Here is a 24,179-nt window from a genome sequence, read left to right as displayed (position 1 = left end):
CGTCCCCACCGACTCCACCGACTACCGGGCGCTCGCGGAGGGCCTGACGATCACCTCGTTCACGTCCACCCCGGGCGGCTGGGAGACGACGTGGGCGATGGCGTCCGCGATGGCCGAGGCGGGCAGCGCCACGGCTCGGTAGGTCTTCATGGCCTCCCGGGCGGCCGGGTCGGAGATGCTGTCGGCGAGTTCGGACTCGGTCACCCCCGGCGAGACCAACGTGACCCTGAGGTCCCCGCCGGACTCCTGGCGCAGCCCCTCCGAGATCGCGCGGACGGCGAACTTGGTGGCGCAGTACACGGCGGCGGTGGGCGAGACCTCGTACGCGCCGACGGAGGCGATGTTCACGATGTGGCCCGCGCCCTGGGCGCGCATCGCCGGCAGGGCGGCGGCGATTCCGTGGAGGACTCCTCGTACGTTGACGTCGATCATGCGGTCCCACTCGTCGGTCTTCAGCGCTTCCAGAGGGGACAGCGGCATCACGCCCGCGTTGTTCACGAGGACGTCGATCCGGCCGAACTCGGCGCGCGCGGCGTCGACGAACGCACGCGTGTCCTGCGCGTCGGTGACGTCCAGCGCGCGGAAGGCGGCGGTCCCGCCCTCCCCGATGATCTTCTCTGTCAGTCGTTCCAGGCGGTCGGTCCGGCGTGCGCCGAGGAGCACCCGGTGCCCGTCGGCTGCCAGCCGGAGCGCGGTCGCCTCCCCGATACCGCTGCTCGCGCCGGTGATCGCCACGACTTTGCCGGTCTGCGTCATGCTCGGTTCTCCTTGAAGGGGAAAGGTTTCGAGGTCGGCGGGACACGTCGTCGACGTGCTCCCGGCCGTGTTGTCCTCCGGAGTCTGGGGCGCGGGAGGAGCGGCAGCCAGGGCGGTTCGTGCCGGGGTACGACGCACCCAGGCACACCACCGGGAACGCCACTAGCCTGTGGGGTGTGACCAGCAACGAACTCGGAGACTTCCTGCGCGCGCACCGCGCACGCCTGCGGCCAGGCGACGTGGGACTGGCCTCCTACGGTCGGCGCCGAGTGGCGGGACTGCGCCGCGAGGAGGTCGCCGTCCTCGCCGGCATGAACACCGACTACTACGCCCGCCTGGAACAAGGCCGCGAGCGTGGCCCCTCCGCGCAGATCCTCGACGTGATCGGCGACGCCCTGTGCATGGACGTCGAGGCGCGCGAGCATCTGTACCGGCTCGCGGGTGCCGTGCCGGACGGCCATCGGGCGCCACCGAGGGAAACCGCCGGTGTGATGCTGAGGCGACTGCTGGACGGGTTCACCGGCACACCGGCGTTCGTCCTGAACCCGGCCACGGACTTCCTGGCGGCGAACGCCCTGGCAGACGCGCTGTTCTCACCGTTCGAGGAAGTGGACAACCTCGCCCGCATGATCTTCCTTGATCCGGCGGCCCGCGTCTTCTTCGCGCACTGGGACCGGGCGGCCGAGGCGGTCGTGGCCGGCCTGCGCCAGGCGACCGGCGTCGACCCGCGTTACGCGCGGCTGTCGGAGCTGGTGCGCCTCCTGCGCGGAGCGAGCGAGGAGTTCGCCGCGCTGTGGTCCTCACAGACCGTCTACGGCAAGTCCCACGACGCCAAGGAACTCGTCCACCCCGAGGTCGGGCCCCTCTCGCTCACCTACCACTCCTTCGACGTCCGAGGAGCCGTCGGCCAGCAGGTCGTCATCTACCACGCCGAACCGGAGAGCCCCAGCGCCCAGGCCCTCTCCCTGCTCGGCAGCCTCGGGGCCACACGGCGCCGGGAGTCCTCGGCGGAGCGGTAGTCCGGAACGGTCGTCCGCGCCCGTGTTCGGCGCGGTCACCGCGCCTGGTCAGGGGACTCGGCAGTCGTGGAAGCGGCCGGAGTGGATGTGCCCGAAGGACGCCGGAAGCCGCTCGACGCCTTTGCCGGGGGCGACGGTCAGACTCCGTCCCTTGTAGCCGGCCTGGTTGTAGACGGTGACGCACCGGCCCCGGAGGACACCGTCGGCGCGCCGGGTGCCGGAGCCGTTCCACAGCGACGATCCGTCGTTGAATCCCACGTACGCGGTCGTCTCCGGGTACCGCGGCATGTCCTGCGCCACCAGGCTCACCACCCCGGTGTACGCGGGACCGGTCCATCCGCACACCCAGCCCGGCGTACAGCGCTCGGCGGGCGCGGTGGAACCGGACCCGGCCTGTGCCGCGGGGGCGAAGGCGAGGGCGAGAACCAGGCATGCGGCGCCGAGAACGCCGGTCCTGCCGGTCCGTCCCCGGACACCCCACCGGCCGGCCCTGCGCGTCGCGGCTTCTGCGGGTGCGGTCACGGCGATCACTCCGCTCTGGCCTGCCGTTCGTCGGTCCGCCCGACGAGGGATTGCTGCACGCTTCCATCGCACCTCCCCTCCGCGTAGATCGCACCCCGACCCGACCGGATCCGACTCGGCCGATCCCGATCCGACCGTGCTCGCGGCCTACGGACCGCAGGTCGCGGCAGGGATCACGGCAGCGGTCGCGGTCAGGACGAGGGCCGCCTGGTCGTCATCGATGCCGCCCGCGCCACCGAAGGCCCGGACGGCGCGGATCAGGGCGTCCATGACCTCCGGTGCGGTGTCCAGTCCGGGTGTGGCCAGGGCGTTGGCGAGGCGTTCCTCGCCGAACTGCTCGTCGTCCTCGTTGCGGGCCTCGGTGATGCCGTCGGTGTAGAGCAGCAGGCTCTGGGTGGGCCGCAGGCGGATGTGGCGGGCGCCGAGGTCCGGGGTGCGGGTGATTCCCAGGAGCAGGCCCTCGCCCGCGACGGGACGCGGCGTCCGCCCGGCACCGACGAGGAGCGGGTGGGTGTGGCCGGCTCGGACGAGGGTGATGTCGAGGCCGCCGTCGGCGACGGGTGTCCGGTGGCCGTAGACGAGGGTGACGAAGCCGGTCCCGTGGCTGCTGGGGCGGTCGAGGAGCGCCTTGTTGACCGCGCGGACCACGGCTTCGGGGTCCGGGAGCAGCGGGGCGACGGCGCGGGCGGTGTGGCGTACGAGGGCGGTCGTGGTGGCGGCGGTGGCGCCGCGTCCGCAGACGTCGCCGAGCATGAACGCCCAGGTGCCTTCCTCCAGGGGGAACACGTCGTAGAAGTCGCCGCCGATGTTGAGGCCTTCGCCCGCGGGGTGATAGTAGGTGGCGATGTCGGCGCCGGGCACGTTCGGGACCTCGGGCAGCAGGAGCCCGGATTGGAGGTCGCGGGCGAGCGCGGCCCGCTGGGTGTACTGGCGGGCGTTGAGGGCCGCGGAGGCGGCACGGCGGGCGAGTTCCTCGGCCAGCGCGACGGTGTGTCCGTCGAAGGCGTCATCGCCGGTGGTGAGCAGGGTCATGACGCCGAAGGCCGAGCCGCGGTCGAGCAGCGGGACGCACAGGTAGCCGGTGACGTTCAGGTCCTTCCACGGGCCCGGGCCGGTGGGGGTGCGGCGGGCGACCTCGCTCAGGCCGGTGGCGAGGACCCGGGCCACGGCGTCGTCGTCGGCGTCGTAGACGGGGTTGTGGGAGGCGAGGAGCCGCTCTTCGCGGGGGGAGGGTGCGGTCGTGGCGACGCGCTTGACGCGGCCGGCGTCGATCACGTCGACCGTGCAGAGCGGCGCCAGGGCCGGGGCGCACGCGGTGGTCAGACGTCGGAGGGTCTCGGTGTGGTCGAGGTCGGAGGTGAGGGAGGTGCTGGCCGCCAGCAGGAACGCGAGGTCCCTGCGTGCGGCTTCCTCCCGGGCCTCGGCGGTGGCGCGGGCCTGTTCGGCCTGGTGCCGCTCGATGGCGAGGGCCGCGGTGTCGGCGAACATCCGGGCGAGGGCGAGGTCGGACTCCTGTGGCGCGCGGGGAACGCGGTGGTACATGGCGAAGGTGCCCAGCAGCGACTTGTCCCTGGCCAGGATCGGGGTGGACCAGCAGGCTGCCACGCCCGCCTTCCCGGCCAGGTCGCGGAAGTCGTCCCAGAAGGGGTCGGTGGCGATGTCACTGACGATGACGGGTTGCCGCCGGTGTGCGGCGGTGCCGCAGGAGCCGACGCCCTCGCCCGCGGCGATGCCGTCGATGGCCTGGTTGTAGAAGTCGGGGAGGCTGGGGGCGGCGCCGTGGTGCAGGTGCCGGCCCTCGCTGTCGGCGAGGAGGACGGAGACCAGGACTTCCTCGGGGGCGAGTTCCTCGATGGTGCGGGCCATGCCGTCCAGCACCTGCTCCAACGGCGCCTGGCGGGCGATCTGTTCGAGCAGGGCGCGGTGTTCGGCGGTGAGCCGTTGGGCCTGCTTGACCTGCGTGGTCTCCACTCCGGTGACGAGTACGCCCATGACGTTGCCGGCGGCGTCGAGGCGTGGCTCGTACGTGAAGTCGAAGTAGGCCTCGCGCGCCGCGGGGCCGTGGTCCAGGACGGTGCGGGTGTCCGGCCCGGTGTGGCGTTCGCCGGCCCGGTAGACCCGGTCCAGGAGTTTGAGGAAGCCCTGTGCCTCCGGTTGGGGCATCACCTCTTTCAGCGGGATCCTCGTGCGCACGCGCTCTCCGGCGCCGATCGCGCTGAAGAAGGCGGCGTTGGCTTCCTCCACCATGTGCGCGGGGCCGGCCAGGGACGCGAAGACGGCCGTGGACTGGCCGAAGAGAGCCCGCAGGTCGTGCTCCGGGCGGCCGTCCACCCCGTCGATCTCACCTTCGACTTCACGTTCGAAGCCACTGTCGGGGTCGCTTCCCGGCCCGGCGGTCGCCGGGGGCTGCTGTCCTGGACCTCGGGTCATCGTCCTGTCGACCTCTCGCTTGCCCGACGCGCTGGAGGCGCGGCGGCCTCGCTGCCGGATTCTCGTGGACCGGCGCCGGACAACAGGGCGCTCTCCGGTGTGGGGTGTACGGCGATCGCCCGATCCAGGCCGGTCAGCGCGAAGACCCGCGCCACCGAGCCCGGGGCCGCCGCGAGGCGCAGCACACCGCCGTGCGCGGACAACTTCTGGTGGATCCTGATCAGGCCGCCGATGCCGGAGGAGTCACAGAAGGCGAGGGTCGTGCAGTCGACCACGACGAGCTCCGGTTGGTCGGGGCCGGTGAGGACCAGGTCGGCAGCCTCCCGGAGCTGGACGGCGCTGTCGTGGTCGAGCTCTCCGTGGAGGGCGAACACGCATGCCCGCGCGGTGCGCCGGACGTCCACCGAGAACACCTTTGGCCACCTCCGCCTCGTCGTGACCGGTACCGGCTGATCATAGGCACCGTGCCGTCGGGGTCAGGGTCCGGCCGGCCGTGCGGGTGAGGGCGCCGACGGGCGGTCGACGTCCACGCGGCTGACGTCTCACATCCGGCGACTCGCGTCGACCCGACGCCTGCCTGCCCGCCCGATCGCGGGCCATGCCGTCCCGAAGGGGTGACGGTTCTCACGGTGCGGGCCTTCGCATCGGAGGAGACGGTGTGTGCGTCCGGTGTGCGTCCGGTGGGGGACGGCGCCGCGCGGGGGGCCTGGTTGCCAAGGGAGCAACGGATGGAGGATGGTTGCCGGAAGGCAAGGATGTTTCCTTCGAGACGATGAGGTGAGGGGTTCGCGCAGCGGGCCTTCTACGTTTGGTGAATTCCACCCAGTCATCTGCCGGTTCGACCGCGGTGGGCATTCCGTGGGGTGAGGCCCCCTACCCGGTACTGGTGGCGGACGCCGAGGCGGACCTGGTGTTCGTCAACGCGGCCGCCGGTCTGGTCTTCCCGGGCGCCCGCTCGGGATCGGCTCTCTCCGACGCGGTGCCCGCCTGGCTGTCGTCGGCGCACGCCCGGTACCTCGCGGCGGTTCCGGCGCAGCGCCCCGGCGTCGACCGGGACCCCGTGGTGCAGGGCCCGGTCGGTGACCGCACCTTCGAGGCGCACCCGACGGTGCGCGAGGACGGCACGGTCGTGTGGTGGCTGGTCGACGACACCGACCACCGCCTGGCCCGGGAAGCCCTGCGGATGGAACAGGAGCGCACGGCGTTCCTGACCCAAGCCTCCAACCTCCTCCTCTCCTCCCTCAATCTGGACCGGTGCATGGACGTCACGGCGCAGATGGCGGCGGAGCACCTCGCGGACGCGGCGTTGGTGATCGCCCCGACGCATGGGCGTGAACTGCCGGTCGTGGCCTGTCTTCGCGGTGGAACACCGTCGAAGTTCGGTGTGGCCGCCGACCCCGATGAGGTACCGGGTCTCGGAGAGGCGCTCCAGGGCTTCCCGCCGGTTCCCTCCCGCTGGATCGATCCCGATGCCGCTCCCTCGTGGCTCATTCCCGACGGTTTCGGGCCGGTGGGGTCGATCGTCATCACTCCCCTGCCCGGGCACGGGGTGCCCGCCGGCGCCTTGGTCCTCCTTCGCCATGCCGACGGCGCCGCGTTCACGGAGGGCGAGGAGGTCTTCGCCCGACTGTTCGCCGCCCGTGCGGGCGCCGCGATGTCGGCCGCCCGTCTGTACGCGGAGCAGGCCTCGATCACCGAGACGCTGATGCGGGAGTTGCTGCCCCCGTCGCTGCACCAGGTCTCCGGCGTCGAGTACGCGGGCGGCTACCGGCCCTCCCTGGACCACGAGCGGATCGGCGGGGACTTCTACGACGTCCACCCCCCGGCGGTGGAGGGCGACGCCTCGCTCGTCGTACTCGGAGACGTGTGCGGCAAGGGCCTGGAGGCGGCGGTGATGACGGGGAAGATCCGCAACACCCTGCACGCCCTGTTGCCCATGGCGGACGACCACCAGCGCATGTTGAGCCTGCTGAACACCGCGCTCCTGAACACGCATGACGCCCGCTTCGCGACCATGGTCCTGGCGTCCGCGGCACGCGAGGGCAACGCCGTGCGACTGCGACTGACCAGTGCCGGACATCCGGCGCCCCTGATCCTGCGCTCCGACGGGCGGGTCGAGGAGGCTCCCACCCAGGGCACCCTCGTCGGTGCGCTGCCTTCCATCACCGCGAAGACGGCGCAGGTCACGCTCGCACCCGGCGAGACCTGCGTCCTCTACACGGACGGAATCAGCGAGGCGCGCGGCGGCCCGCTCGGTGGGACGATGTTCGGCGAGGCCCGGCTGCGCCGCGCGCTCTCGGAGTGCGCGGGCATGCCCGCCGAAGCCGTCGTGGAGCGGGTGCAGATGCTCGCCTCCCAGTGGGTGGGGACGGGCCGGCACGACGACATGGCCGTCGTGGTGATCTCCGCGCCGCGCACCAACCATCTGAGCGCCGTGGACGGCCACACCCGGGGAAGGTTCACCGCGTGAGCCGACGGAGCACCGAATCGACCGCGCCGGAGCAGTTGGCGAAGGAGTTGTGGGAAGGGATCCTCGGCCTCGACGAGGCGGCGGTGATCGCGGCCGTTCTCCGGGCCCTGGACGAGGGCGTGGACGCCGAGAGCGTCCTGCTCGACGTCATCGCCCCGCTCCAGGGGCGGGTGGGCGAGGAGTGGGCCGCCAACCGCATCACGGTCGCCCAGGAGCACGCCGCCACCGCGATCAACGAGCGGGCCGTCGCCGCGCTCGCCCAACACCCGGCGGCGCACCGGACGCGCACCCGGGGCCGGGTCACGGTGGCCTGCGTGGACGGCGAATGGCACGCCCTGCCGGCCCGACTCCTCGCCGAGGTGCTGCGGCTGCGCGGCTGGCACGTCGACTACCTCGGCGCCCAGGTCCCCACGCCGCACCTCGTCGCGCACCTGCACCGCACCGGTCCGAACGCCGTCGCCCTCTCCGGTTCGATAGCCACCCGCCTGCCCACCGCGCACGCGACGATCACGGCCTGTCAGGCCGCCGGCACACCCGTGCTCGTGGGCGGAGCCGCCTTCGGACCCGACGGGCGGTACGCCCGGCTGCTGGGTGCGGACGCCTGGGCCCCCGACGCCCGCGCCGCCGCCGACGACCTGGCCCGCGCCCCGCTGCCGCGCCCCCAGCCGGACCACCAGGCCATCGACGACCTCCCCCACCTGAGCGACCAGGAGTACACGCTCGTCGCCCGGACCCGCCCGCAGCTCGTACGGATGGTCTTCACCGGGCTGGAGGACGCCTACCCGGCGATGCGCGGCTACAGCGAAACGCAACGCGAGCGCACCGCCGAGGACCTGGCCCACATCGTGGAGTTCCTCGCCGTCGCCCTCTACACCGACGACGAGGACCTGTTCGCCGGATTCATCCGGTGGACCGCCGACGTCCTGACCTCGCGCGGTGTCCCCGCCGACTCGCTCCTGCCGGCCCTGGCACTCCTGGGCCGCGAACTGAAGGACTTCCCCCGCGCCGCCGGCATCCTGCGATCCGGCTCCGCCCGCTTGACCAGTAGCCCTCTCACCGCCGCCGGGACCGCCGAATGACCAGCCTGCCCACCAGCCCGCTGCACCTGACGTGCATCGACACGAGGGAAACCGTGCGCTTCGAACTGCGCGGCGACCTGGACCACGACAGCGCGGACCGCCTCCTGGACGCCGTCACTCGCCTGCTGACCGAGCGGACCGACCTGCGGGACGTGCACCTGCACTGCGCGGAGCTGTCCGCCGTCGACTCGACCGGCCTGTCGGTGCTGCTGATGGTCAGGCGCCGCACCGGTGCGGCGGGCGTACGTCTGCACCTCGACGACCGTCCGACGAAGCTGGACCGGCTCCTGCAAGTCACCGGTACGCTGGACCACCTCACGGACACAGGGGGCACGTCCGGATCCTCCACCGCGGAGAGACCGTCCGCCGCTTCGGAGAAGTCCATACCGGCCCGCTCCGGCAACCCGGACACCGGCGTCTGACGCCGGGTCGCGCCGGGACGTCGAGCGATCCGGTCGTGTGGAGGGAACACGGATGCCAGTACCAGCCACCGACCCGCACAGCATCGGCCACGAGGCGCGTTCCGTCGGCGACATCGTCGAACTCCTCGACGTCATATGGGAGAACGCACGCCAGAGCACCGCGGCCGCCCCGGCGTCCACGTCACAGCTCCGCCTGATGTACCTGGTCGACCGCCGGCCCGGCATCCGCATGCGCGCCCTGGCCGAGCTCCTCGGAGCGGCCGCCCCCTCCGTCACCCGGCTGTGCGACCGCCTTGAGGCCCTCGCGTTCATCGAGCGCCACCCCTGCCCGGAGAGCGGCCGTGAGATCACGCTCAGGTTGACCGCCGCCGGGCGGAAACACCTGGCGCGGATACGCGAGAGCCGGGAGCAGACGCTCTCCCGGGCCCTCTCGTCGATGACCTCGGACAACCGCCGCGCCCTGGCCACCGGACTCGCCGCCCTGAACCTCGGCATCACGGCGGCCGCAGGCTTCCCGCAGCAGAAGAACCCGCCCCACGACGGGGCCCGCGACGGGGCCCCGTGACGGCGGACGCATGCGTCCCGCCCGCAGGCTTCCGGGGCGCTCCGGAGTCGGAACGGCTCACGCCACAACCCATCGGCCCGGTTCCGCGTCCCTCCCACCGAGCCATCTCCTGCCGGCCGGCGCGGAGCGGCGCCAACCCGGGAGGCAATCATCAGTACGTTCACCTCTGACCGGCCCGACCAGGGCGCACGGCCCCGCCGGACGATCGGATTCGGCAGGGTGCTGCTGGGTGGCGTGGCGGGGATCCTGCTGACCGTCACGGTGACGACGGTTCTGTGGTGGCCGCAGAGGGACGTGACCTACCGCAGCGCCGCCCCCTCGGAAGTGGTCTACCCCGACGAGGCGGCCCACTTCCTGGCGCTCGTGCACGAACACACCCTGTCCGGGCGGCACTCCTACCAGATGGTGATCGGCAGGGAGCCCAGCCCGTCCTACGGGCACTGGGTGGACGTCGACCCCGTCCTGGGGGCGGAGGGGATCGAGTCCACCACGTGGACGGAGTCCGGGGTGCGTGTCCGCTTCCCGACCGGTCACGAGATCTTCGTCCCCGCCCGCCCCTTCCTGTACGGCAGGTGACCTCCCCGCCCGCCTGCCCGGCTCCGTCACGGGCCGGGGGCGGAGGGCCGGGTCGGGCAGAGGGCCGGGTCGGGCGGAGGGCGGCCGGGTCAGGCGCGGCGTGCCCATTCCTCGGCGAGCAGGCGGTAGGAGCGGACCCGGTCCGCGTGGTCGTGCGTGATGGTGGTGATCAGCAGTTCATCCGCCCCGGTAGCCTCCTGGAGCCGGTCGAGGTGGTCGGCGACCGTCCGGGCCGAGCCCACGAACTGTGTGTCCACCCGGTCCGCCACCAGCTCCCGGTCCGCGTCCGTCCACGGCAGCGCGCGTGCCTCGTCGGGCGTCGGGTAGGGGATGGCGCCCTCGGCGGTTCGGATGCTGCGCACCCAGGGCGCGTACCCGGTGGCCAGTTCGCGGGCCGTGTCGTCGTCCTCGGCCACCACGACGTCGGCGGACACGGTCAGGTACGGCCGGTCCAGTTCGTCCGAGGGCTTGAACGCGGCGCGATAGCCCTCCGCGGCCTCCAGCACCGAGGCGGGACTGACGTGGTAGTTCGCCGCGAAGCGCAAACCGTTGCGGCCGGCGGTCTCCGCGCTCACCCCACCGCTGCTGCCCAGGACCCACACCTGTACGTCGGCTCCCTCACCGGGGACGGCGTGCGCCTCCACGCCCTCCGGGGAGCGGCACTCGCCGCGGAGCAGGGCCAGTACGTCGGACACCTGCTCGGCGTAGTCCTGCGGGGTGGCTCCCGGAAGGTTCAGCAGTCGCTGCTGGAGGGCGACGCGCGGGTGTCCGAGGAGGTGGGCGAAGGAGAACCGGGGCGGGATCAGCAGGCCGCCCGCGGTCCTTCCCTCGAAGGGCGGCTCGGCGTCGGGCGCGGGCTTCGGCGGGCGGCCGGCCGAACGGCCCAGCCCCAGGTCGAGGCGGCCCGGGTGCAGCGCGTCGATCAGACCGAACTCCTCGACCGTGGACAGCGCGGTGCGGTGCCCCAGTTGGACGGCGCCCGAGCCGATGCGGATCGTGGTGGTCGCGGAGGCGGTCAGCGCGAGCACCACCGCCGGGGAGGTTCCGGCGACGCCCGGGTTGAGGTGGTGCTCGGCGAACCAGTAGCGGGCGTAGCCGAAGGACTCCGTCCGCCGGGCGAGGTCGATGGTGTGGTGCAGGGCCTCGCCGGCGGTGGAGCCGGAGGCGATCGGTATGAGGTCGAGGACGCCGAGGGGGATGCCGGACATGGCCGTGCTCCTTAAAGGTCGGGGGCGGAGGGGAAGACGGGGTCCGGGATCGAGCGGCGCAGCACCGGCGCGACCTGCGACTGGAACAGTTCGAGGGAGGCCAGGTGCTCGGCGTCGGTGAGCCCGCCGGCTTCGGCCTGGAGGTGCAGGACCGTGTGGCCGAACTCTTCGTGGTAGCGGTGCACCTTGTCGATCACCTGTTGCGGGCTGCCGATCAGGGCCGAACTCCGTTCGACGAAGTCCTCCAGGGTCGCGAAGACCGGCTCGACGCCCTGCGCCCGGTGGGCGGCGAGGTAGCGCTCGAACGACGGCCGGTACGCGGCCACCGCCTGCTGCGAGGTGGCCGCGGTGTGGAAGCCGGCCGTACCGGCGCCCACGACCGCGTGCGCCGGGTCGTGTCCGTGGTGTTCCCAGCGTTCGCGGTAGTGGCGGATCAACTCGGCGTACGGACCGATCGGATGGGTGACGTTCGCCGAGAACAGCGGATCGCCGTGGCGCGCCGCGAGGTCGACGGACTCCCGGCTCGTGGCACTGCCGTGCCAGACGCGCAGGGTCCGCTGGTAGGGCCGGGGAAGCACCTCGGCGCCGGTCAGGGCGGGGCGAAAGCGCGGCCGCGCGGTCACCTTGTCCTCGTGCCAGAACCGGCGGAACAGCTCGTACCCCTCGGAGTTGCGTTCCCACTGGTCGTCGGGGCCCACGTCGAACAGTTCGCGCTGTGCCGTGCCGTTCCCCTTGCCGATCATCAGCTCCAGGCGGCCGTCGCTGAGATGGTCGAGCGTCGCGTAGTCCTCGTACGTCCGCACCGGGTCGAGCAGGCTGAGCGTGGTCACCGCCGTGTACAGGCGGATCTCGTGGGTCAGCGCGGCGATGTGGCTGAGCACCACGGGTGGGGACGACGACAGGAACGGTCGCTCGTGGCGTTCGCCGACCCCGAATCCGTCGAAGCCGAGTTGCTCGGCCCGCACCGCGGCGGAGACGACCTGCCGGAAGCGCTCACGGGTGGGTGTCGGGGCCCCCGTCGCCGGGTCGGCGCTGTCCGTGATCAGGGTGATGGCGAGGAACTTCACGAGGCCGCGACCTCCCGGTCCACGCCGGGTACGGAGATCCCCAGGTGGTCGCGCAGGGTGGTGCCCTCGTACTCGGCACGGAACACACCCCGCTCCTGGAGCAGCGGGACGACGGTGTCGGCGAAGACGTCCAGGCCGCCGGGGGTCAGGTGCGGGACGAGGATGAAACCGTCGGCGGCGTCCTGTTGGACCAGCGAGTCGATGGACTCGGCCACCGTGGCGGCGGTGCCGACGAAGGTCTGGCGGGCGGTGGTCGCGATCACGAGTTCGCGGATGGAGAGGTTCTTGGCCTCGGCCAGTTCGCGCCACTCCCGTGCCGTGGCCAGGGGGTCGCGGAACTGTCGTACGCTCGCGCGCCCGAGGGCGATGGTGTTCTCGCCGACCTCGGGGTCGACGTCGGGGAGGGGGCCGTCCGGGTCGTAGGCGGACAGGTCACGGTTCCAGACGTGCTCCAGGTACTTGATGGCGGTCTGCCCGCTGACCTGGAGGCGGCGGATCTCGTGGGCGTTCTCGTGGGCCTCGGCGTCGGTGTCGCCGAGCACGAAGGTGGCGGCGGGCAGGATCTTCAGCTGGTCGGGTGTTCGGCCGTACGCGGCGAGCCGCCTCTTGACGTCCGAGTAGAACGCGCGGCCCTCGTCCAGGGTCGCGTGCCGGCCGAAGATCGCGTCGGCGCCGGAGGCGGCGAACTCGCGCCCCTCGTCGGAGTCGCCGGCCTGGAAGATCACCGGCCGGCCCTGCGGGCTGCGGGGCACGTTGAAGTGGCCCTCGATGTCGAAGTGTTGCCCGTGGTGGGCGAAGGCTCCGGCGCGGGCGTCCCGCAGGAACGTGCCGGTCGCGGCGTCGGCGGCGATCTCCGAGCCGTTCCACGAGTCGAACAGTTCGTTGGCGGTGGACAGGAACTCGCGGGCGCGGGAGTAGCGCTCCTCGCGGGGCAGGAACCCGCCGCGCCGGAAGTTCTCCCCGGTGAAGGCGTCCCAGGAGGTGACCACGTTCCACGCGGCGCGCCCCTCGGAGAGGTGGTCGAGGGAGGCGAACTGGCGGGCCACCTCGTACGGCTCGTTGAAGGTCGAGTTGATGGTGCCCGTCAGGCCGAGCCGCTCGGTGACGGCCGCGAGGGCGGCGAGGACGGTGAAGGTGTCGGGGCGGCCCACCACGTCCAAGTCGTATATCCGGCCGCCCTGTTCGCGCAGTCGCAGTCCCTCGGCGAGGAAGAGGAAGTCGAACTTGGCGCGTTCGGCGGTGCGCGCGAAGTGCGTGAACGAGTCGAAGTCGATGTGGCTGCCCGCCGCCGGGTCGCCCCAGACGGTGGTGTTGTTGACGCCCGGGAAGTGGGCCGCGAGGTGGATCTGCTTGAGCGGCTTGGTGCTCATGGTTCGGTTCGTCCTTCCGGGTCTTGCGGGTCAGGCGGCGGTGCCGGCGGAGGACGGCGTGGCGTAACGGTTGGCCGGGTGGGGGTCCAGCCCCAGCAGCCCGCGCAGGGTGTCCGCCTCGTAGGCGGTGCGGAAGAGACCGCGCCGCTGGAGTTCGGGCACCAGCCCGCGGGTGATGGCGGGCAGATCGTGCGCGATCACGCCGGGCCGCAGCCGGAAGCCCGACAACCCTGCCGAACGTCGCTCCACGAGCAGGTCGGCGAGCTGGGCGGCGGTGCCGGTGAACACCTCGGAGTCGTCCTCGTACGGGTGTCCCGCGAGCGCGTCGAGGCGTTCCTTGCGGGCGGTCGCCGCCGGCCCGTCCTCGTCGAGGAAGACGGTCAGCTCCCCGAAGAGGTGCAGGGGCTCCTCTCCCAGGCCGACCGCCTCCCGGGCCCGCCGGATCGCGGCGACGGCGGACGCCGCCTCCCCGGCGTCGCGCGCGCTCACGTATCCGATGTCGGCGGAGTGGGCGACGAGACGGTACGCGTCCTTCCCGTCCCCGGAGGCGCCGACGGCACTCACCACGGGCCGCCCTTGCGGGGGGCGCGGGGTGATCGAGGGCCCGCGGACGCTGAAGTGACGTCCCTCGAAGTCGATGTAGTGCAGCTTGTCCCGGTCGATGAACCGGCCGGTGGCCACGTCACGGATCTCCGCGTCGTCCTCCCAGCTGTCCCACAGCCGCCGGATCACCTCGACGTGGTCCGCGGCCTCCTCGTACAGTTCCGCGCCGGACAGCGGGGCGGACCTGCGGCCGAAGTGCCGCTCCTCGTGGGGCAGTCCGGAGACCTGGACGTGCACGCCGGCCCGGCCGCGGCTGACGTGGTCGAGGGTGGCGACGGCCTTGGAGACGTGGAAGGGCTCGGTGTGGGTGGTGGTCACGCTCGGGACCAGTCCGATGTGCCGGGTCAGCGGCGCGATGCGGGCGGCGGTCAGGACGGCGTCCAGCCGCCCCCGGACGAGGTCCGTGCGTCCGTCCGGGCCGTCGGCGGAGGTGGACTGAAGGGCGAGCCCGTCGTCGAAGGTGACGAAGTCGAGCAGTCCGGCCTCGGCCTCTGCGACGGCATCGGCCCAGTGGCGGGCGGTGAACACGGCCTCGGGGCGCGCCCCGGGTTCACGCCAGGCGGCGGGATGCCGGCCGGCGCCGTCGAGCGCGACGGCCAGGTGGAACGGTGTGGAAGAGGACGTGGGGGCGGAAGAGGACGGGGCGTCAGAAGGTGACGGGGATGCGGACACGTCGGAATGCGCCTTCCTGATCGGCGTACGGAAGAGGAGCCGGTGCGGGGTCGCGAATTCGTCCCGTCAGCCATTTCTTCGAAAAACGCTACGCCCGATGGAGGGGCCATACAATGACCGCAATATTAAGAGAACTTGGCAGCAATGTTGTCCGGTGCGCCCGGTGCCCGCAGGGCCGTGAAGAAAGGCCTGCGGCGCACGGTGAAGCCGATCGATTCGTAGAGCCGGACCGCCGCGGTATTGCTCGCTGCCGTGTGCAGGAACGGCACCTCCCCCCGCTCTCGGATCCCCGCGGCGACGGCGCGCACCAGGCGCGTCGCCAGCCCCCTGCCGCGGTGTCCGGGGCGGGTGCACACGGCGCTGATCTCCGTCCAGCCGGGCGGGTGCAGTCGCTCGCCGGCCATGGCGACCAGCCGGCCCTGGTCGCGGATGCCGAGGTAGGTGCCCAGTTCGACGGTGCGGGGCAGGAAGGGCCCCGGTTTCGTCAACTCGATCAGTTCCAGGATCTCGGGGACGTCGGCGGCGCCGAGTCGTACCGCCTCGGGAGCGGGTTCGGCGCGCAGCGAGGTGTCGACCAGTTGGACTCCCTCGATCTCTCCGACCACCTCCCAGCCGTCCGGCGGGGTCAGTATCCCGGCCAGGGTCACGCTCCCGTCGGCTGCGGTCAGGGAACGCAGACCGTCCCAGGATCGGGGGTCCGCCGGATCGGCGATCGCGGCGAACGGGGCGACGCCCGGGGCGTAGCGGGCGGCGTGGCCGCCGGCCCGCTCGGCGAAGGCCGCGTGCGGGCCGGACAGTGAGGCCCAGGCCGGGTTGTCGAGGACGTGCGGGGTGAGCGAGGTGGGGGTGGCGGCGCTCATGGGGATGAGGCCCTCCTTCCGTGGGGCGGCCCGGGCCGGCGTCGGCCCGCGGGGGTCAGGAGTTGGTGACGGGCAGGCCGGGCGGGTTGACCTCGGAGGCGGTCACGGCCTCGTCGGGAAGGTTCCACGCGGTGAGGAGCCGCGCGTACTGGCCGTTCTTGATCAGGTGATTGATCGCCTCGGCGACGGGCTTGGCCACACCGCTGTCCTTCTTCGACGTCGCGGCGATCAGTCCCTGGAGGGACTCGCCGGCGCCGGAGAACGAACCGGCGTTGCGCGTCGGGGCATTGCCGCTCGCGGCCTGGGTGATGTGGTAGGCGATCGCGGGGTTCGGCCCGAAGTTGAGGTCGATCTTCTTGCCGCTCAGCGCCAGGTTGACGCTGTTGGAGTCCGGGAAGTACTTGACTTCGATGTCCTTGCCCTCGGACCGGAGCTTCTTCTGCCACTCCAGGAGGATCTTCTCCTGGTTGGTGCCGGAGCTGACGGCCACCGTCTTGCCCGCGAGGTTGCGGTAGTCGCCGTTGAAGTTCCAGGTGTTCCCCTTGAGCGCCTCGAAGGCGAGGTTGTCCTTCCGGTAAGAGGCGAAGTCGTACTTCTTCTTGCGTTCCTCGGTGACCGTGACGTTGGTGAACGCCACGTCGACCTTGCCGCTGTCGATGCCGACGAAGAGGTTCTCCCAGGTGAAGTTCTTGACCACGGGCTTGAGCCCCAGGGTCGCGGCGACCAGCCGGCCGAGGTCCGGCTCCGCGCCCGTGAAGGTCTTCTGGTCGGTGCCGACGTAGGCGAGGGGCGGATATCCGGCGGGCAGTGCGCCGACCCCGATCACCAGTTCACCGCGGTCGCGTACGTCCTTCGGCAGTTGGGCGCGCAGGGATTCCACGGCCGGGGTGGAAAGTTCGGCCTGGTGGGCGGCCCCGTTGGAGACGGCGCCGATGGTCACCCGGCCCGTCACGGCACCGGTGTCGGTGGCGTTCGCGTCACCGCCGCACGCGGTGAGCCCCGAGGCGAGGGCGGCGGTGGCGGTCGCCGCGCCGAGGCCGCGGACGAGTCTGGTGCGCAGGGTGGACTGGCGTTGCATGGCGTTCCTTTGTCGAGGGTTGGGTGAGGTGGGGGGACGGAGAGGGGAAGGGGGCACGGGAGCCCCGCGAAGAAGGGGAGGTCAGAGCACCTTGCTCAGGAACTCCCGCGTGCTCGGGTGCGCCGGATGGTCCAGTACCTGTCCGGGCGGGCCCTGTTCGACGATGCGGCCCTCGTGGAGGAAGACGATCTCGTCGGCCACCTCGCGGGCGAAGCCGACCTCGTGGGTCACGATCACGAGGGTGGTGCCGCCGGTGGCCAGGTCCTTGATGACGGACAGCACCTCGCCGACCAGTTCGGGGTCGAGCGCGGAGGTGGGTTCGTCGAAGAGGATGACCCCCGGCCGCAGCGCGAGGGCCCGGGCGATGGCGACCCGCTGCTGCTGCCCGCCGGACAGTTGCCTCGGGTAGGCGCCGGTACGGTCCCCCAGCCCGACGCGCTGCAACAGTTCGCGCGCCAGGGCCTGCGCCTGCGGCCGGCCCAGTCTGCCGGTGGCCACCGGGGCGGCCGCGACGTTGTCCAGCAGGGTCAGGTGCGGGAAGAGGTTGAAGTTCTGGAAGACGAAGCCGATCCGGCTGCGCTGGGCGAGGATGGCGCGTTCGCTCAGTTCCTTGAGCCGGTCCCCGTGGCGCTGGACGCCGATCAGCTCGCCGCCGACGCTGACGTGGCCCGCCTCGGGTTTCTCCAGGTGGTTCAGGACGCGCAGCAGGGTGGATTTCCCGGAGCCGGAGCGGCCCAGGATCACGGTCACGGTGCCCGGTGCGACGGTCAGGCTGACCCCGTCGAGGACTCGTTGGCCTCCGTACCACTTGTGGACGTCGTGCACCTCGATGGCGGTGGGCCGGACGGTCGCGGCGAGGTCGGTCGCGGTCAGGTCGGTCGCGGTCATCGGCCCGTCTCCTTCCGATGGCGGATCCGCAGGTCACGAAGGCCCGTTCGGGCCCGCTGAAGGGGGGTGGGCGGTACGGTGCGCAGCGCGCCGCGGGCGTAGTACCGCTCGACGTGGAACTGCACGACGGAGACCACGCTGGTGAGGATCACGTACCAGACGGTCGCCACCAGCAGCAGGGGCACCACGTCGCCCGGATAGGTGCCGGCCAGGCTCTGCACGGAGCCGAACAGGTCGAGCAGGGACACGTAGAAGACGAGCGAGGTGGCCTTGAGCAGGCCGATCAGCTGGTTGACGTACGAGGGGACGATCGACCGGAGCGCCTGCGGGAAGACGATCCGGGCGAACTGGTAGCGCCTGGGCAGGCCCAGCGCCGCCGCCGCCTCGTGCTGGCCCTGGTCGACCGAGAGGACACCGGCCCGGACGATCTCGGCCGCGTACGCCGCTTCGCACAGGCTCAGGCCGACCACGGCGACGACGATGTCGGTGGCGAGCCGGGACTCGTCGAAGGTGAAGAACGCGGGCCCGAAGGGCACGCCGACGCTGAGGGTGGGATAGAGCGCGCCGAGGTTGTAGAGGAAGAGCAGGACGACGATCAGCGGCACGGAACGGAAGAGCCAGATGTACGTCCAGCTCACCGACCGCAGTATCGGACTGCCGGAGAGCCGGCCGACGGCGAGCAGGACGCCGCCCGCCAGGCCGGCGACCGCGCTGTACGCGGCCACCTGGAGGGTGATGAGCAGCCCCTCCAGGACGACCGGGCGAAGGAACCAGTACGCGAAACGGTCCCACTGGTAGAAGGGATTGGTGGTCAGCCCGTGGGCCGCCTGCGAGATCAGCACCAGGACGACGATGCCGGCGACCCAGCGGCCGGGACGGCGCAGCGGGAGGACCCGCGCGGCCGGGCCGGGCGGCGCCGAGGGGGTGACGGGCGCGGAGAGGAGCAGCGATTCGGTCAAGGACACTCCAGCGGCTGCGACAAAGAACAGAATCGGGAAAAGCAGCCGTCATGCCGGACAGAGAGGCCGCCGATGTCTTTTATCTGCGGCGTAAGCTAGGCAGCCCCGAGAAGGGGTGTCAACGGTCTGCATATCGGGAAACGGAGAAGCGCGTACCGATTTCATCCGCCGTACACACAATGCCTTCCGGTGAAATGAATCGGGGTCGTGACGGCCGCGATTTCAGGTCACCGGCCGCCCGGGGCGGTCGCCGTCCGCAGCCGGGCGCGCACGCCCGCCAGTTGGACGCGCAGCCGCCGCAGGGGCGTGGGGGGCAGGTCGCGGGCCGTGCCGCGGCCGTAGTACCGCTCGACGTGGTACTGGCCCGCGCTCAGTACGGTGGTGACGGCGACGTACCAGAGGGTGGCCACCATCAGCAGCGGGATGACCTGGTAGTTCTGGTTGTAGACCAACTGCACGGAGTACAGCAGGTCGTGGACGGCCAGCACGCTGACGATGCTGGTGCCCTTGAGCGTGCCGATCAGCATGTTCCCGGCGGTCGGCACGATCGACCGCATCGCCTGCGGTACGACGATCCGGCGCAGGGTCCGGCGCCTGCTCAGACCGAGCGCCTGCGCGGCCTCGGTCTGTCCGGGATCCACGGAGAGGATCCCGCCACGCACCACCTCGGCGGCGTAGGCGCTCTCGTGCAGGGTCAGGCCGATGACGGCGGTGAGGGTCGGACCGAGCAGGTTGACCGTCTTGACGGAGAAGAGTTCGGGCCCGAAGGGGATGCCGAGGCCGAGGGTGGGGTACAGGGCGCCGATGTTGAACCAGAACAGCAGTTGCACCAGCAGGGGTGTGGACCGGAAGATCCACACGTATCCCCAGCTCAGCGTGCGCAGCACCGGGTTGCCGGAGAGCCTCATCACCGCCAGTAGGGTGCCGAGCAGGAAACCGAGCACCATGACCGCGCCGGTCAGCCACAGCGTGAGCAGCAGCCCGTCGAGCACGGCGGTGGTGGTGAAGTACCGTCCCACCACGTCCCATTGGAAGGCGTCGTTGCGGACGACGGAAACCAGCACCATGGAGAAGACCAGCAGAGCGGCGGCGGCGGACAGCCAACGGCCCACGTGCCGGCGGGGCACGATGGGCGGCACCTCGGCGTCGGGGCCCTGTTCCGCCCCCGCGGGCTTGGTCACGGGACCGACCGGGGGAACGGGATCGGGAGCAGGGGCGGGAAGGGGGCGGGACACGTCGGAGGCGTCGGACACGTCGGAAGGGGTGGCCATGGGGAGGCTCTCCAGGGGAGGGAGGCGGGCGCGGATGACGGCCCGGCGGCGCGGGGCCGCCGGGATCGGGTACTCGTGTCGTCACGCTCGCCGCGTCCCTCAACGCGGCCGGAACGGCTTGCGCGCACGGCGGAACCGGTCCACCGTCGAGCTTATGCGCCCGAGGCACGCCGGTGTCAACCATGAGCGTTCGCAGGCCGAGGCCGCACGCCGAGCCCGCACGCCGAGGCCGTCCGGCATGCGGGACCTTGCTTGACGAAGCGCATCACGTACTGCTCAAGTAGACGCATGAATGCCCATCAGCGCTTGTTCTCGCGCGACTACATCGACTTCGGTCGGGTGTGGTCCGCGGCGTGTTGCGCCTGACGCGGCAGCGGGCTGTCTGACCGGCCCTTCCCTCCCTCGGTGACCCCGTCGCGGGCCGAGTTCTCCCTTCGCGTCACCAGCGCGCGCGTGCCTCGGCCCGCGTGAGAAAGCGCTGCCGCCGCGAGCCCGGACGCGCGCTGCCGCGCGACCCCGATCGAACATCCCGACGCCCCGCGTCGTCACGCCCGCACCTCCCCGTACCGTCCCGCGCCACCCGCGCGTGCGTTCATTCGCCGTGCCCACAACCACCGCCGCAAGCACGGCAGTTCAGCGCTGCCCGCATGCCGGCGCCCATCACCGTTCCCGAGAGGCCACCCCATGCCCGTGGAATTCCTCGGCATAGCCGCGACCAACGACGGCTCCGAAACCACCGCACGCTCCGGCGCGGCCTTCGACAAGGAGTACACGCTCCGGCTCGCCCGGGCGCACGAGGACCACGGCTGGGACCGGGTCCTGTTCGCCTACGGCTCCGGCTCCCCGGACCCCGCCCCGGCGGCCGCGTACATCGCGAGCAGACTGGACCGCCTCCAGATCCTCCTCGCCCACCGACCGAACGTCTCGTACCCCACCTTCGCCGCCAAGACCTTCGCCACCCTCGACCAGATCAGCGAGGGCCGGCTTGCCGTGCACTTCATCACCGGCGGCAACGACCACGAACAGGGGCGCGAGGGCGACACCCTCACCAAGGACGAGCGCTACGCCCGCACCCTTGAGTACATCCGGATCGTCAAGAAGATCTGGACCTCCCGCGAGCCCTTCGACCACGACGGCGAGCACTATCGCTTCCACGACTTCGCAAGCGATGTCTTCCCCGTTCAACAGCCGCGCCCCGCCGTCTCGTTCGGAGGCTCCTCGGACGCCGCGTACGCCGCCGGAGGGGCGGAGGCGGACATCTACTGCCTGTGGGGCGAACCGCTGGAACAGACCGCCCAGCAGATCGACGCGGTGAAGGCGGCGGCGGAGGCCGCGGGCCGCACGGACGTGCCCCGCATCCAGGTCGCGTTCCGTCCGATCATCGCCCCGACCGAGGAACTGGCCTGGGAGAAGGCCCACCGAACGGTGGGAGCCATCAAGCAGCGCCGGGAGGCGGGCCTGGCACGGCACCACCGCAACGGCGTCCTTCAGGCGGCGGCCCCCCAGAACACCGGATCACAGCGCCTGATCGCCATCGCCGAGGCCGGTGAGCGCTACGACAGGGCGCTGTGGACCCCGACCGCGGCCGCCACTGGGGGCGCTGGCAACTCCAACGCCCTGGTCGGTACCCCGGAGACGGTCGCCCAGGCCCTGTTGGACTACTACGACCTCGGCGTCGACATCCTCTCGGCCCGCGGCTACGACCTGCTGGGCGACGCCGTCGACTTCGGCCGGTACGTGATCCCGCTCGTCCGCGAGGAAGTCGCGAAGCGCGACGCCGCGCGTGGGGCCCGACAGGACGCCGCGCGCCCGGCACGCTCCGCCCGCGAGAACCTCACGGCGGTGCGCGGATGACCTCCGCGATGCGCGCACCCCGCCTGTTCACGGCGTACCGCCGCGTGCGCGTCCTCCGCCCCGGCGCCCCACGTGCCCGCCCCGCCGCCGCGCCCCGCCCGGTCACCAGAGCCGGCCCGGTCACCGCACCCCGCCCGCTCACCGCACCCCGCTCGACCACCACACCCCGCCACGGAAAGGCCTCCCCGCTGTGAACCTCCCCGGGAACGGGACCCGCACCCGCCTGCGTACCGTCGCCGCCCTCATCCTCGTGCCCCTGTTGACGCTGACGGCGGCCTGCGGATCCGACGCCGGGACGCCGGCGGCGGGCGCCCCGGTCTCCCCCGCGCCGGCCGATGACCCGGTCGCCGACGTACGCACCGTGGACTCGATCGCCGCGCTGCTTCCTTCCGGCGTTCGTACGGCGGGCACCCTGCGGGTCGGCAGCTCCGTCGGGGCTCCTCCCTCGGCGTACTACCCGAACGGGCAGGACAAGCCGCCCGCGGGTCAGGACATCGACATCGCCGACGCGGTGGCCAAGGTCCTCGGCGTGAAGCTGGAACGGCAGGACGCCTCCTTCGAGACGATCCTCCCCGCCCTCGGCAGCGGCAAGTACGACTTCGGCACGGGCAACTTCGGCGTCACCGCGGAACGACTGAAGACCATCGACTTCGTGACGTACATCAACGACGGCCAGGGCTTCGCGGTCAAGACGGGCAGCACCACGCTGACCGACAAGGTCGACGATCTGACCCGGTTGTGCGGGTTGACCATCGGCACCGGGGCGGGCACGACCTTCGAGAAGACCCTCACCGCGCAGAAGGGCGTGTGCGCGGCGGCCGGCAAGAAGCCGTACGAGGTCAAGGTCTTCTCCGAGAACGGGGCCGTCACCACCGCCCTCCAGCAAGGTCGCATCGACGTCGTCATGTCGACGATCAACGGCCTGCGCTACCAGGCGGCGCAGCCCGCCTCGCAGTCCACCTTCCTCGGCGAGTACCACCGTCTCGACGTCGGCTTCGCCTTCAAGAAGGGTTCCCCGCTGACCCCCGCCTTCCAGGCCGCCGTCAACGAGCTGATCAAGAACGGGACGTACCAGCGGATCCTGAAGAAGTGGGGCACCACCGACTCCAGGATCGACACGTCGCAGACCAACCCGGCCGAACACACGTGAGCGCCGCCCCCGGCCCCGTCGGCCCCCGCACCGAGAAGGAGGAGCCGTGAGCGAGGTCATGGTCGACGTCCAGGGCGTCCACAAGAGTTTCGGGGCGGTGGAGGTGCTGCGCGGCGTGGACCTGAGGGTCCGCGCCGGCGAGGTCACGGTGATCCTCGGCCCCTCCGGTTCGGGGAAGTCCACACTGCTGCGCACCATCAACCACCTGGAGAAGGTCAACCGCGGCCGGATCAGCGTGGGAGGCGAGCTGATCGGCTACCGCAGCTCCCGGGGCAAGCTGCACGAGCTGAGGGAGAGGGAGGTTCTGAGGCAGCGCACGCACATCGGGTTCGTCTTCCAGAACTTCAACCTCTTCCCCCACCTCACCGTGCTGGCCAACCTCGTCGAGGCGCCGCTCTCCGCGCTGCGCCGGCCGCGCAAGGAGGCGGAGGAGACGGCCCGCAGGCTGTTGGAGCGGGTCGGTCTGGCCGACCGGGCCGACGCCTACCCGCGCCAGTTGTCCGGCGGACAGCAGCAGCGAGTGGCCATCGCCCGCGCGCTCGCCCTCGAACCCAAGGTGCTGCTCTTCGACGAGCCGACCTCGGCGCTCGATCCGGAGTTGGTCGGTGAGGTCCTGGACGTCATCAAGGATCTGGCCCGCGCCGGGACCACCATGATCGTGGTGACCCACGAGATCGGCTTCGCGCGCGAGGTCGCCGACACCGTCGTGTTCATGGACGGCGGAGTCGTGGTCGAGCAGGGTCCGCCCGCGGCCGTCCTGGACGACCCGCGGCACGCCCGCACCCGCGCCTTCCTCTCCAAGGTGCTCTAGTGCTGTGACCGGAATGGTTTGCCGGGTCGCGGTGTCCGGTGCGGTGCATCGCAAGGCGGAGGACTGCCTCTCGTGCTGGACGTACGTGAGCGGTCCGACAACGCGGCGAGGTGCGGTGCCGGGCGACGCGGGTCAGGCAAGATCCGAAAGAGACGGCCCAGGCCGTCTCTTTCGGGCCGAGGCCGAACAGCGGGGAATCGACGGCGGGGAGTCCGAGGAGGCGCGTCCGCAGTGCGGCACCCTCGGCGGTGCGGACGAGGTGCTCGGCGCGGCGGTCGGTGGAGTGTGGATGCTCCTCGACCAAGCCGAGCGTCGGCGGCCTGCTGGTGGAACACGGCGATCGCGCGCTTCCGATCGACACGGGCGACGGCCCTGCGCGGCGACCCCTTGGACGCCTGATCCGTCGAGGCCGGGTGTCCCGGATGCCCGATGGTCGGCGCCTTGGACGTCGGCCATCGCGGTCCGCTCGCCCTTCACCGGAAGGGCGACCGCTCCTCGGTGGGGTACGACCGATCACGACCTGGAGGTGAATCCGGAAAGACGGCCGGA

General features: G+C 71.7%; 22 protein-coding genes. 9 read left to right on the top strand and 13 right to left on the bottom strand.

Annotated features, from left to right (window positions below):
* Positions 1-21: 21 nt before the first annotated feature.
* Positions 22-756, bottom strand: coding sequence for an SDR family oxidoreductase (locus ACFYW3_RS35540; RefSeq protein ID WP_389388536.1), 735 nt, complete (start codon positions 754-756; stop codon positions 22-24).
* A gap of 176 nt (positions 757-932) precedes the next feature.
* On the opposite strand from ACFYW3_RS35540, the gene ACFYW3_RS35535 reads away from it, so the two are divergent.
* Positions 933-1,775: a helix-turn-helix transcriptional regulator gene (locus tag ACFYW3_RS35535; RefSeq protein WP_389388535.1), complete on the top strand. Its 843-nt coding sequence runs from the start codon at positions 933-935 to the stop codon at positions 1,773-1,775.
* Positions 1,776-1,823: 48 nt separating this feature from the next.
* Here ACFYW3_RS35535 and ACFYW3_RS35530 read toward each other — a convergent pair whose 3' ends face one another.
* The 3 genes from ACFYW3_RS35530 to ACFYW3_RS35520 form a co-directional block, all read right to left on the bottom strand.
* On the bottom strand, positions 1,824-2,297 hold the full coding sequence (locus ACFYW3_RS35530; protein WP_389388534.1) for a peptidase inhibitor family I36 protein: 474 nt from the start codon (positions 2,295-2,297) through the stop codon (positions 1,824-1,826).
* 147 nt (positions 2,298-2,444) lie between these two features.
* Positions 2,445-4,727 carry a SpoIIE family protein phosphatase gene (locus tag ACFYW3_RS35525; RefSeq protein ID WP_389388533.1) on the bottom strand — a complete coding sequence of 761 codons (2,283 nt, stop codon included), beginning with the start codon at positions 4,725-4,727 and terminating at the stop codon, positions 2,445-2,447.
* Positions 4,724-5,131 carry an STAS domain-containing protein gene (locus tag ACFYW3_RS35520; RefSeq protein WP_351756540.1) on the bottom strand — a complete coding sequence of 136 codons (408 nt, stop codon included), beginning with the start codon at positions 5,129-5,131 and terminating at the stop codon, positions 4,724-4,726. The genes ACFYW3_RS35525 and ACFYW3_RS35520 overlap by 4 nt, the downstream gene beginning before the upstream one ends.
* A gap of 404 nt (positions 5,132-5,535) precedes the next feature.
* On the opposite strand from ACFYW3_RS35520, the gene ACFYW3_RS35515 reads away from it, so the two are divergent.
* The 5 genes from ACFYW3_RS35515 (at position 5,536) to ACFYW3_RS35495 (ending at position 9,839) form a co-directional block, all read left to right on the top strand.
* On the top strand, positions 5,536-7,197 hold the full coding sequence (locus ACFYW3_RS35515) for a PP2C family protein-serine/threonine phosphatase (RefSeq protein ID WP_389388532.1): 1,662 nt from the start codon (positions 5,536-5,538) through the stop codon (positions 7,195-7,197).
* On the top strand, positions 7,194-8,276 hold the full coding sequence (locus ACFYW3_RS35510; RefSeq protein ID WP_351756537.1) for a cobalamin-dependent protein: 1,083 nt from the start codon (positions 7,194-7,196) through the stop codon (positions 8,274-8,276). The genes ACFYW3_RS35515 and ACFYW3_RS35510 overlap by 4 nt, the downstream gene beginning before the upstream one ends.
* On the top strand, positions 8,273-8,698 hold the full coding sequence (locus ACFYW3_RS35505) for an STAS domain-containing protein (RefSeq protein ID WP_351756534.1): 426 nt from the start codon (positions 8,273-8,275) through the stop codon (positions 8,696-8,698). Before ACFYW3_RS35510 ends, ACFYW3_RS35505 begins: the two co-directional genes overlap by 4 nt.
* 52 nt (positions 8,699-8,750) lie before the next feature.
* The gene (locus ACFYW3_RS35500) at positions 8,751-9,263 is read left to right on the top strand and encodes a MarR family transcriptional regulator (protein ID WP_351756531.1); all 513 of its coding nucleotides are present in this window, start codon (positions 8,751-8,753) and stop codon (positions 9,261-9,263) included.
* Positions 9,264-9,482: 219 nt separating this feature from the next.
* Complete coding sequence (locus tag ACFYW3_RS35495) at positions 9,483-9,839, top strand: hypothetical protein (protein ID WP_389388531.1); 357 nt, start codon at positions 9,483-9,485, stop codon at positions 9,837-9,839.
* An 89-nt stretch (positions 9,840-9,928) separates the two neighbouring features.
* Here the strand turns inward: ACFYW3_RS35495 and ACFYW3_RS35490 are convergent, their stop codons facing one another.
* The 9 genes from ACFYW3_RS35490 to ACFYW3_RS35450 all read right to left on the bottom strand — a co-directional run bounded on the left by ACFYW3_RS35490 (position 9,929) and on the right by ACFYW3_RS35450 (position 19,815).
* Positions 9,929-11,047, bottom strand: a complete 1,119-nt coding sequence (locus tag ACFYW3_RS35490) for an LLM class flavin-dependent oxidoreductase (RefSeq protein WP_389388530.1) — start codon at positions 11,045-11,047, stop codon at positions 9,929-9,931.
* An 11-nt stretch (positions 11,048-11,058) separates the two neighbouring features.
* Positions 11,059-12,114 carry an LLM class flavin-dependent oxidoreductase gene (locus tag ACFYW3_RS35485; protein WP_389388529.1) on the bottom strand — a complete coding sequence of 352 codons (1,056 nt, stop codon included), beginning with the start codon at positions 12,112-12,114 and terminating at the stop codon, positions 11,059-11,061.
* Positions 12,111-13,484 carry an NtaA/DmoA family FMN-dependent monooxygenase gene (locus ACFYW3_RS35480; protein ID WP_389388528.1) on the bottom strand — a complete coding sequence of 458 codons (1,374 nt, stop codon included), beginning with the start codon at positions 13,482-13,484 and terminating at the stop codon, positions 12,111-12,113. Before ACFYW3_RS35480 ends, ACFYW3_RS35485 begins: the two co-directional genes overlap by 4 nt.
* Before the next feature lie 30 nt (positions 13,485-13,514).
* Positions 13,515-14,759 carry an LLM class flavin-dependent oxidoreductase gene (locus ACFYW3_RS35475; protein WP_389388527.1) on the bottom strand — a complete coding sequence of 415 codons (1,245 nt, stop codon included), beginning with the start codon at positions 14,757-14,759 and terminating at the stop codon, positions 13,515-13,517.
* Positions 14,760-14,884: 125 nt separating this feature from the next.
* On the bottom strand, positions 14,885-15,619 hold the full coding sequence (locus tag ACFYW3_RS35470; protein ID WP_351756513.1) for a GNAT family N-acetyltransferase: 735 nt from the start codon (positions 15,617-15,619) through the stop codon (positions 14,885-14,887).
* Positions 15,620-15,674: 55 nt separating this feature from the next.
* Positions 15,675-16,697, bottom strand: a complete 1,023-nt coding sequence (locus ACFYW3_RS35465) for a transporter substrate-binding domain-containing protein (protein ID WP_389388526.1) — start codon at positions 16,695-16,697, stop codon at positions 15,675-15,677.
* An 81-nt stretch (positions 16,698-16,778) separates the two neighbouring features.
* Positions 16,779-17,585 (bottom strand): amino acid ABC transporter ATP-binding protein, encoded by an 807-nt coding sequence (locus tag ACFYW3_RS35460; protein WP_389388525.1) that lies wholly within the window; start codon positions 17,583-17,585, stop codon positions 16,779-16,781.
* On the bottom strand, positions 17,582-18,544 hold the full coding sequence (locus tag ACFYW3_RS35455; RefSeq protein WP_389388524.1) for an amino acid ABC transporter permease: 963 nt from the start codon (positions 18,542-18,544) through the stop codon (positions 17,582-17,584). The genes ACFYW3_RS35460 and ACFYW3_RS35455 overlap by 4 nt, the downstream gene beginning before the upstream one ends.
* A gap of 227 nt (positions 18,545-18,771) precedes the next feature.
* Complete coding sequence (locus ACFYW3_RS35450) at positions 18,772-19,815, bottom strand: amino acid ABC transporter permease (RefSeq protein WP_389388523.1); 1,044 nt, start codon at positions 19,813-19,815, stop codon at positions 18,772-18,774.
* A gap of 684 nt (positions 19,816-20,499) precedes the next feature.
* On the opposite strand from ACFYW3_RS35450, the gene ACFYW3_RS35445 reads away from it, so the two are divergent.
* From ACFYW3_RS35445 to ACFYW3_RS35435, 3 genes are all read left to right on the top strand, one after another.
* Positions 20,500-21,669, top strand: a complete 1,170-nt coding sequence (locus ACFYW3_RS35445) for an LLM class flavin-dependent oxidoreductase (RefSeq protein WP_351756498.1) — start codon at positions 20,500-20,502, stop codon at positions 21,667-21,669.
* Positions 21,670-21,859: 190 nt separating this feature from the next.
* Entirely contained in the window at positions 21,860-22,819 is a 960-nt protein-coding gene (locus ACFYW3_RS35440; protein WP_389388522.1) for an ABC transporter substrate-binding protein, read from the top strand.
* Between the two features lie 58 nt (positions 22,820-22,877).
* Positions 22,878-23,630 carry an amino acid ABC transporter ATP-binding protein gene (locus tag ACFYW3_RS35435; RefSeq protein ID WP_389388564.1) on the top strand — a complete coding sequence of 251 codons (753 nt, stop codon included), beginning with the start codon at positions 22,878-22,880 and terminating at the stop codon, positions 23,628-23,630.
* Positions 23,631-24,179 lie beyond the last annotated feature (549 nt).

Source organism: Streptomyces sp. NPDC002602 (assembly GCF_042889445.1).
Taxonomy (GTDB): Bacteria; Actinomycetota; Actinomycetes; order Streptomycetales; family Streptomycetaceae; genus Streptomyces.
The sequence above is the reverse complement of the archived record's forward strand: the minus strand, read 5'-3'. Positions and strand labels throughout refer to the sequence as shown.

Bases quoted from the DNA above. Each gene is read 5' to 3' on its own strand.
- ACFYW3_RS35540 (WP_389388536.1), bottom strand. From the start codon at position 756: ATGACGCAGACCGGCAAAGTCGTGGCGATCACCGGCGCGAGCAGCGGT.
- ACFYW3_RS35525 (WP_389388533.1), bottom strand. From the start codon at position 4,727: ATGACCCGAGGTCCAGGACAGCAGCCCCCGGCGACCGCCGGGCCGGGA.
- ACFYW3_RS35505 (WP_351756534.1), top strand. From the start codon at position 8,273: ATGACCAGCCTGCCCACCAGCCCGCTGCACCTGACGTGCATCGACACG.
- ACFYW3_RS35500 (WP_351756531.1), top strand. From the start codon at position 8,751: ATGCCAGTACCAGCCACCGACCCGCACAGCATCGGCCACGAGGCGCGT.
- ACFYW3_RS35490 (WP_389388530.1), bottom strand. From the start codon at position 11,047: ATGTCCGGCATCCCCCTCGGCGTCCTCGACCTCATACCGATCGCCTCC.
- ACFYW3_RS35480 (WP_389388528.1), bottom strand. From the start codon at position 13,484: ATGAGCACCAAGCCGCTCAAGCAGATCCACCTCGCGGCCCACTTCCCG.
- ACFYW3_RS35470 (WP_351756513.1), bottom strand. From the start codon at position 15,619: ATGAGCGCCGCCACCCCCACCTCGCTCACCCCGCACGTCCTCGACAAC.
- ACFYW3_RS35465 (WP_389388526.1), bottom strand. From the start codon at position 16,697: ATGCAACGCCAGTCCACCCTGCGCACCAGACTCGTCCGCGGCCTCGGC.
- ACFYW3_RS35460 (WP_389388525.1), bottom strand. From the start codon at position 17,585: ATGACCGCGACCGACCTGACCGCGACCGACCTCGCCGCGACCGTCCGG.
- ACFYW3_RS35450 (WP_389388523.1), bottom strand. From the start codon at position 19,815: ATGGCCACCCCTTCCGACGTGTCCGACGCCTCCGACGTGTCCCGCCCC.
- ACFYW3_RS35445 (WP_351756498.1), top strand. From the start codon at position 20,500: ATGCCCGTGGAATTCCTCGGCATAGCCGCGACCAACGACGGCTCCGAA.
- ACFYW3_RS35435 (WP_389388564.1), top strand. From the start codon at position 22,878: ATGGTCGACGTCCAGGGCGTCCACAAGAGTTTCGGGGCGGTGGAGGTG.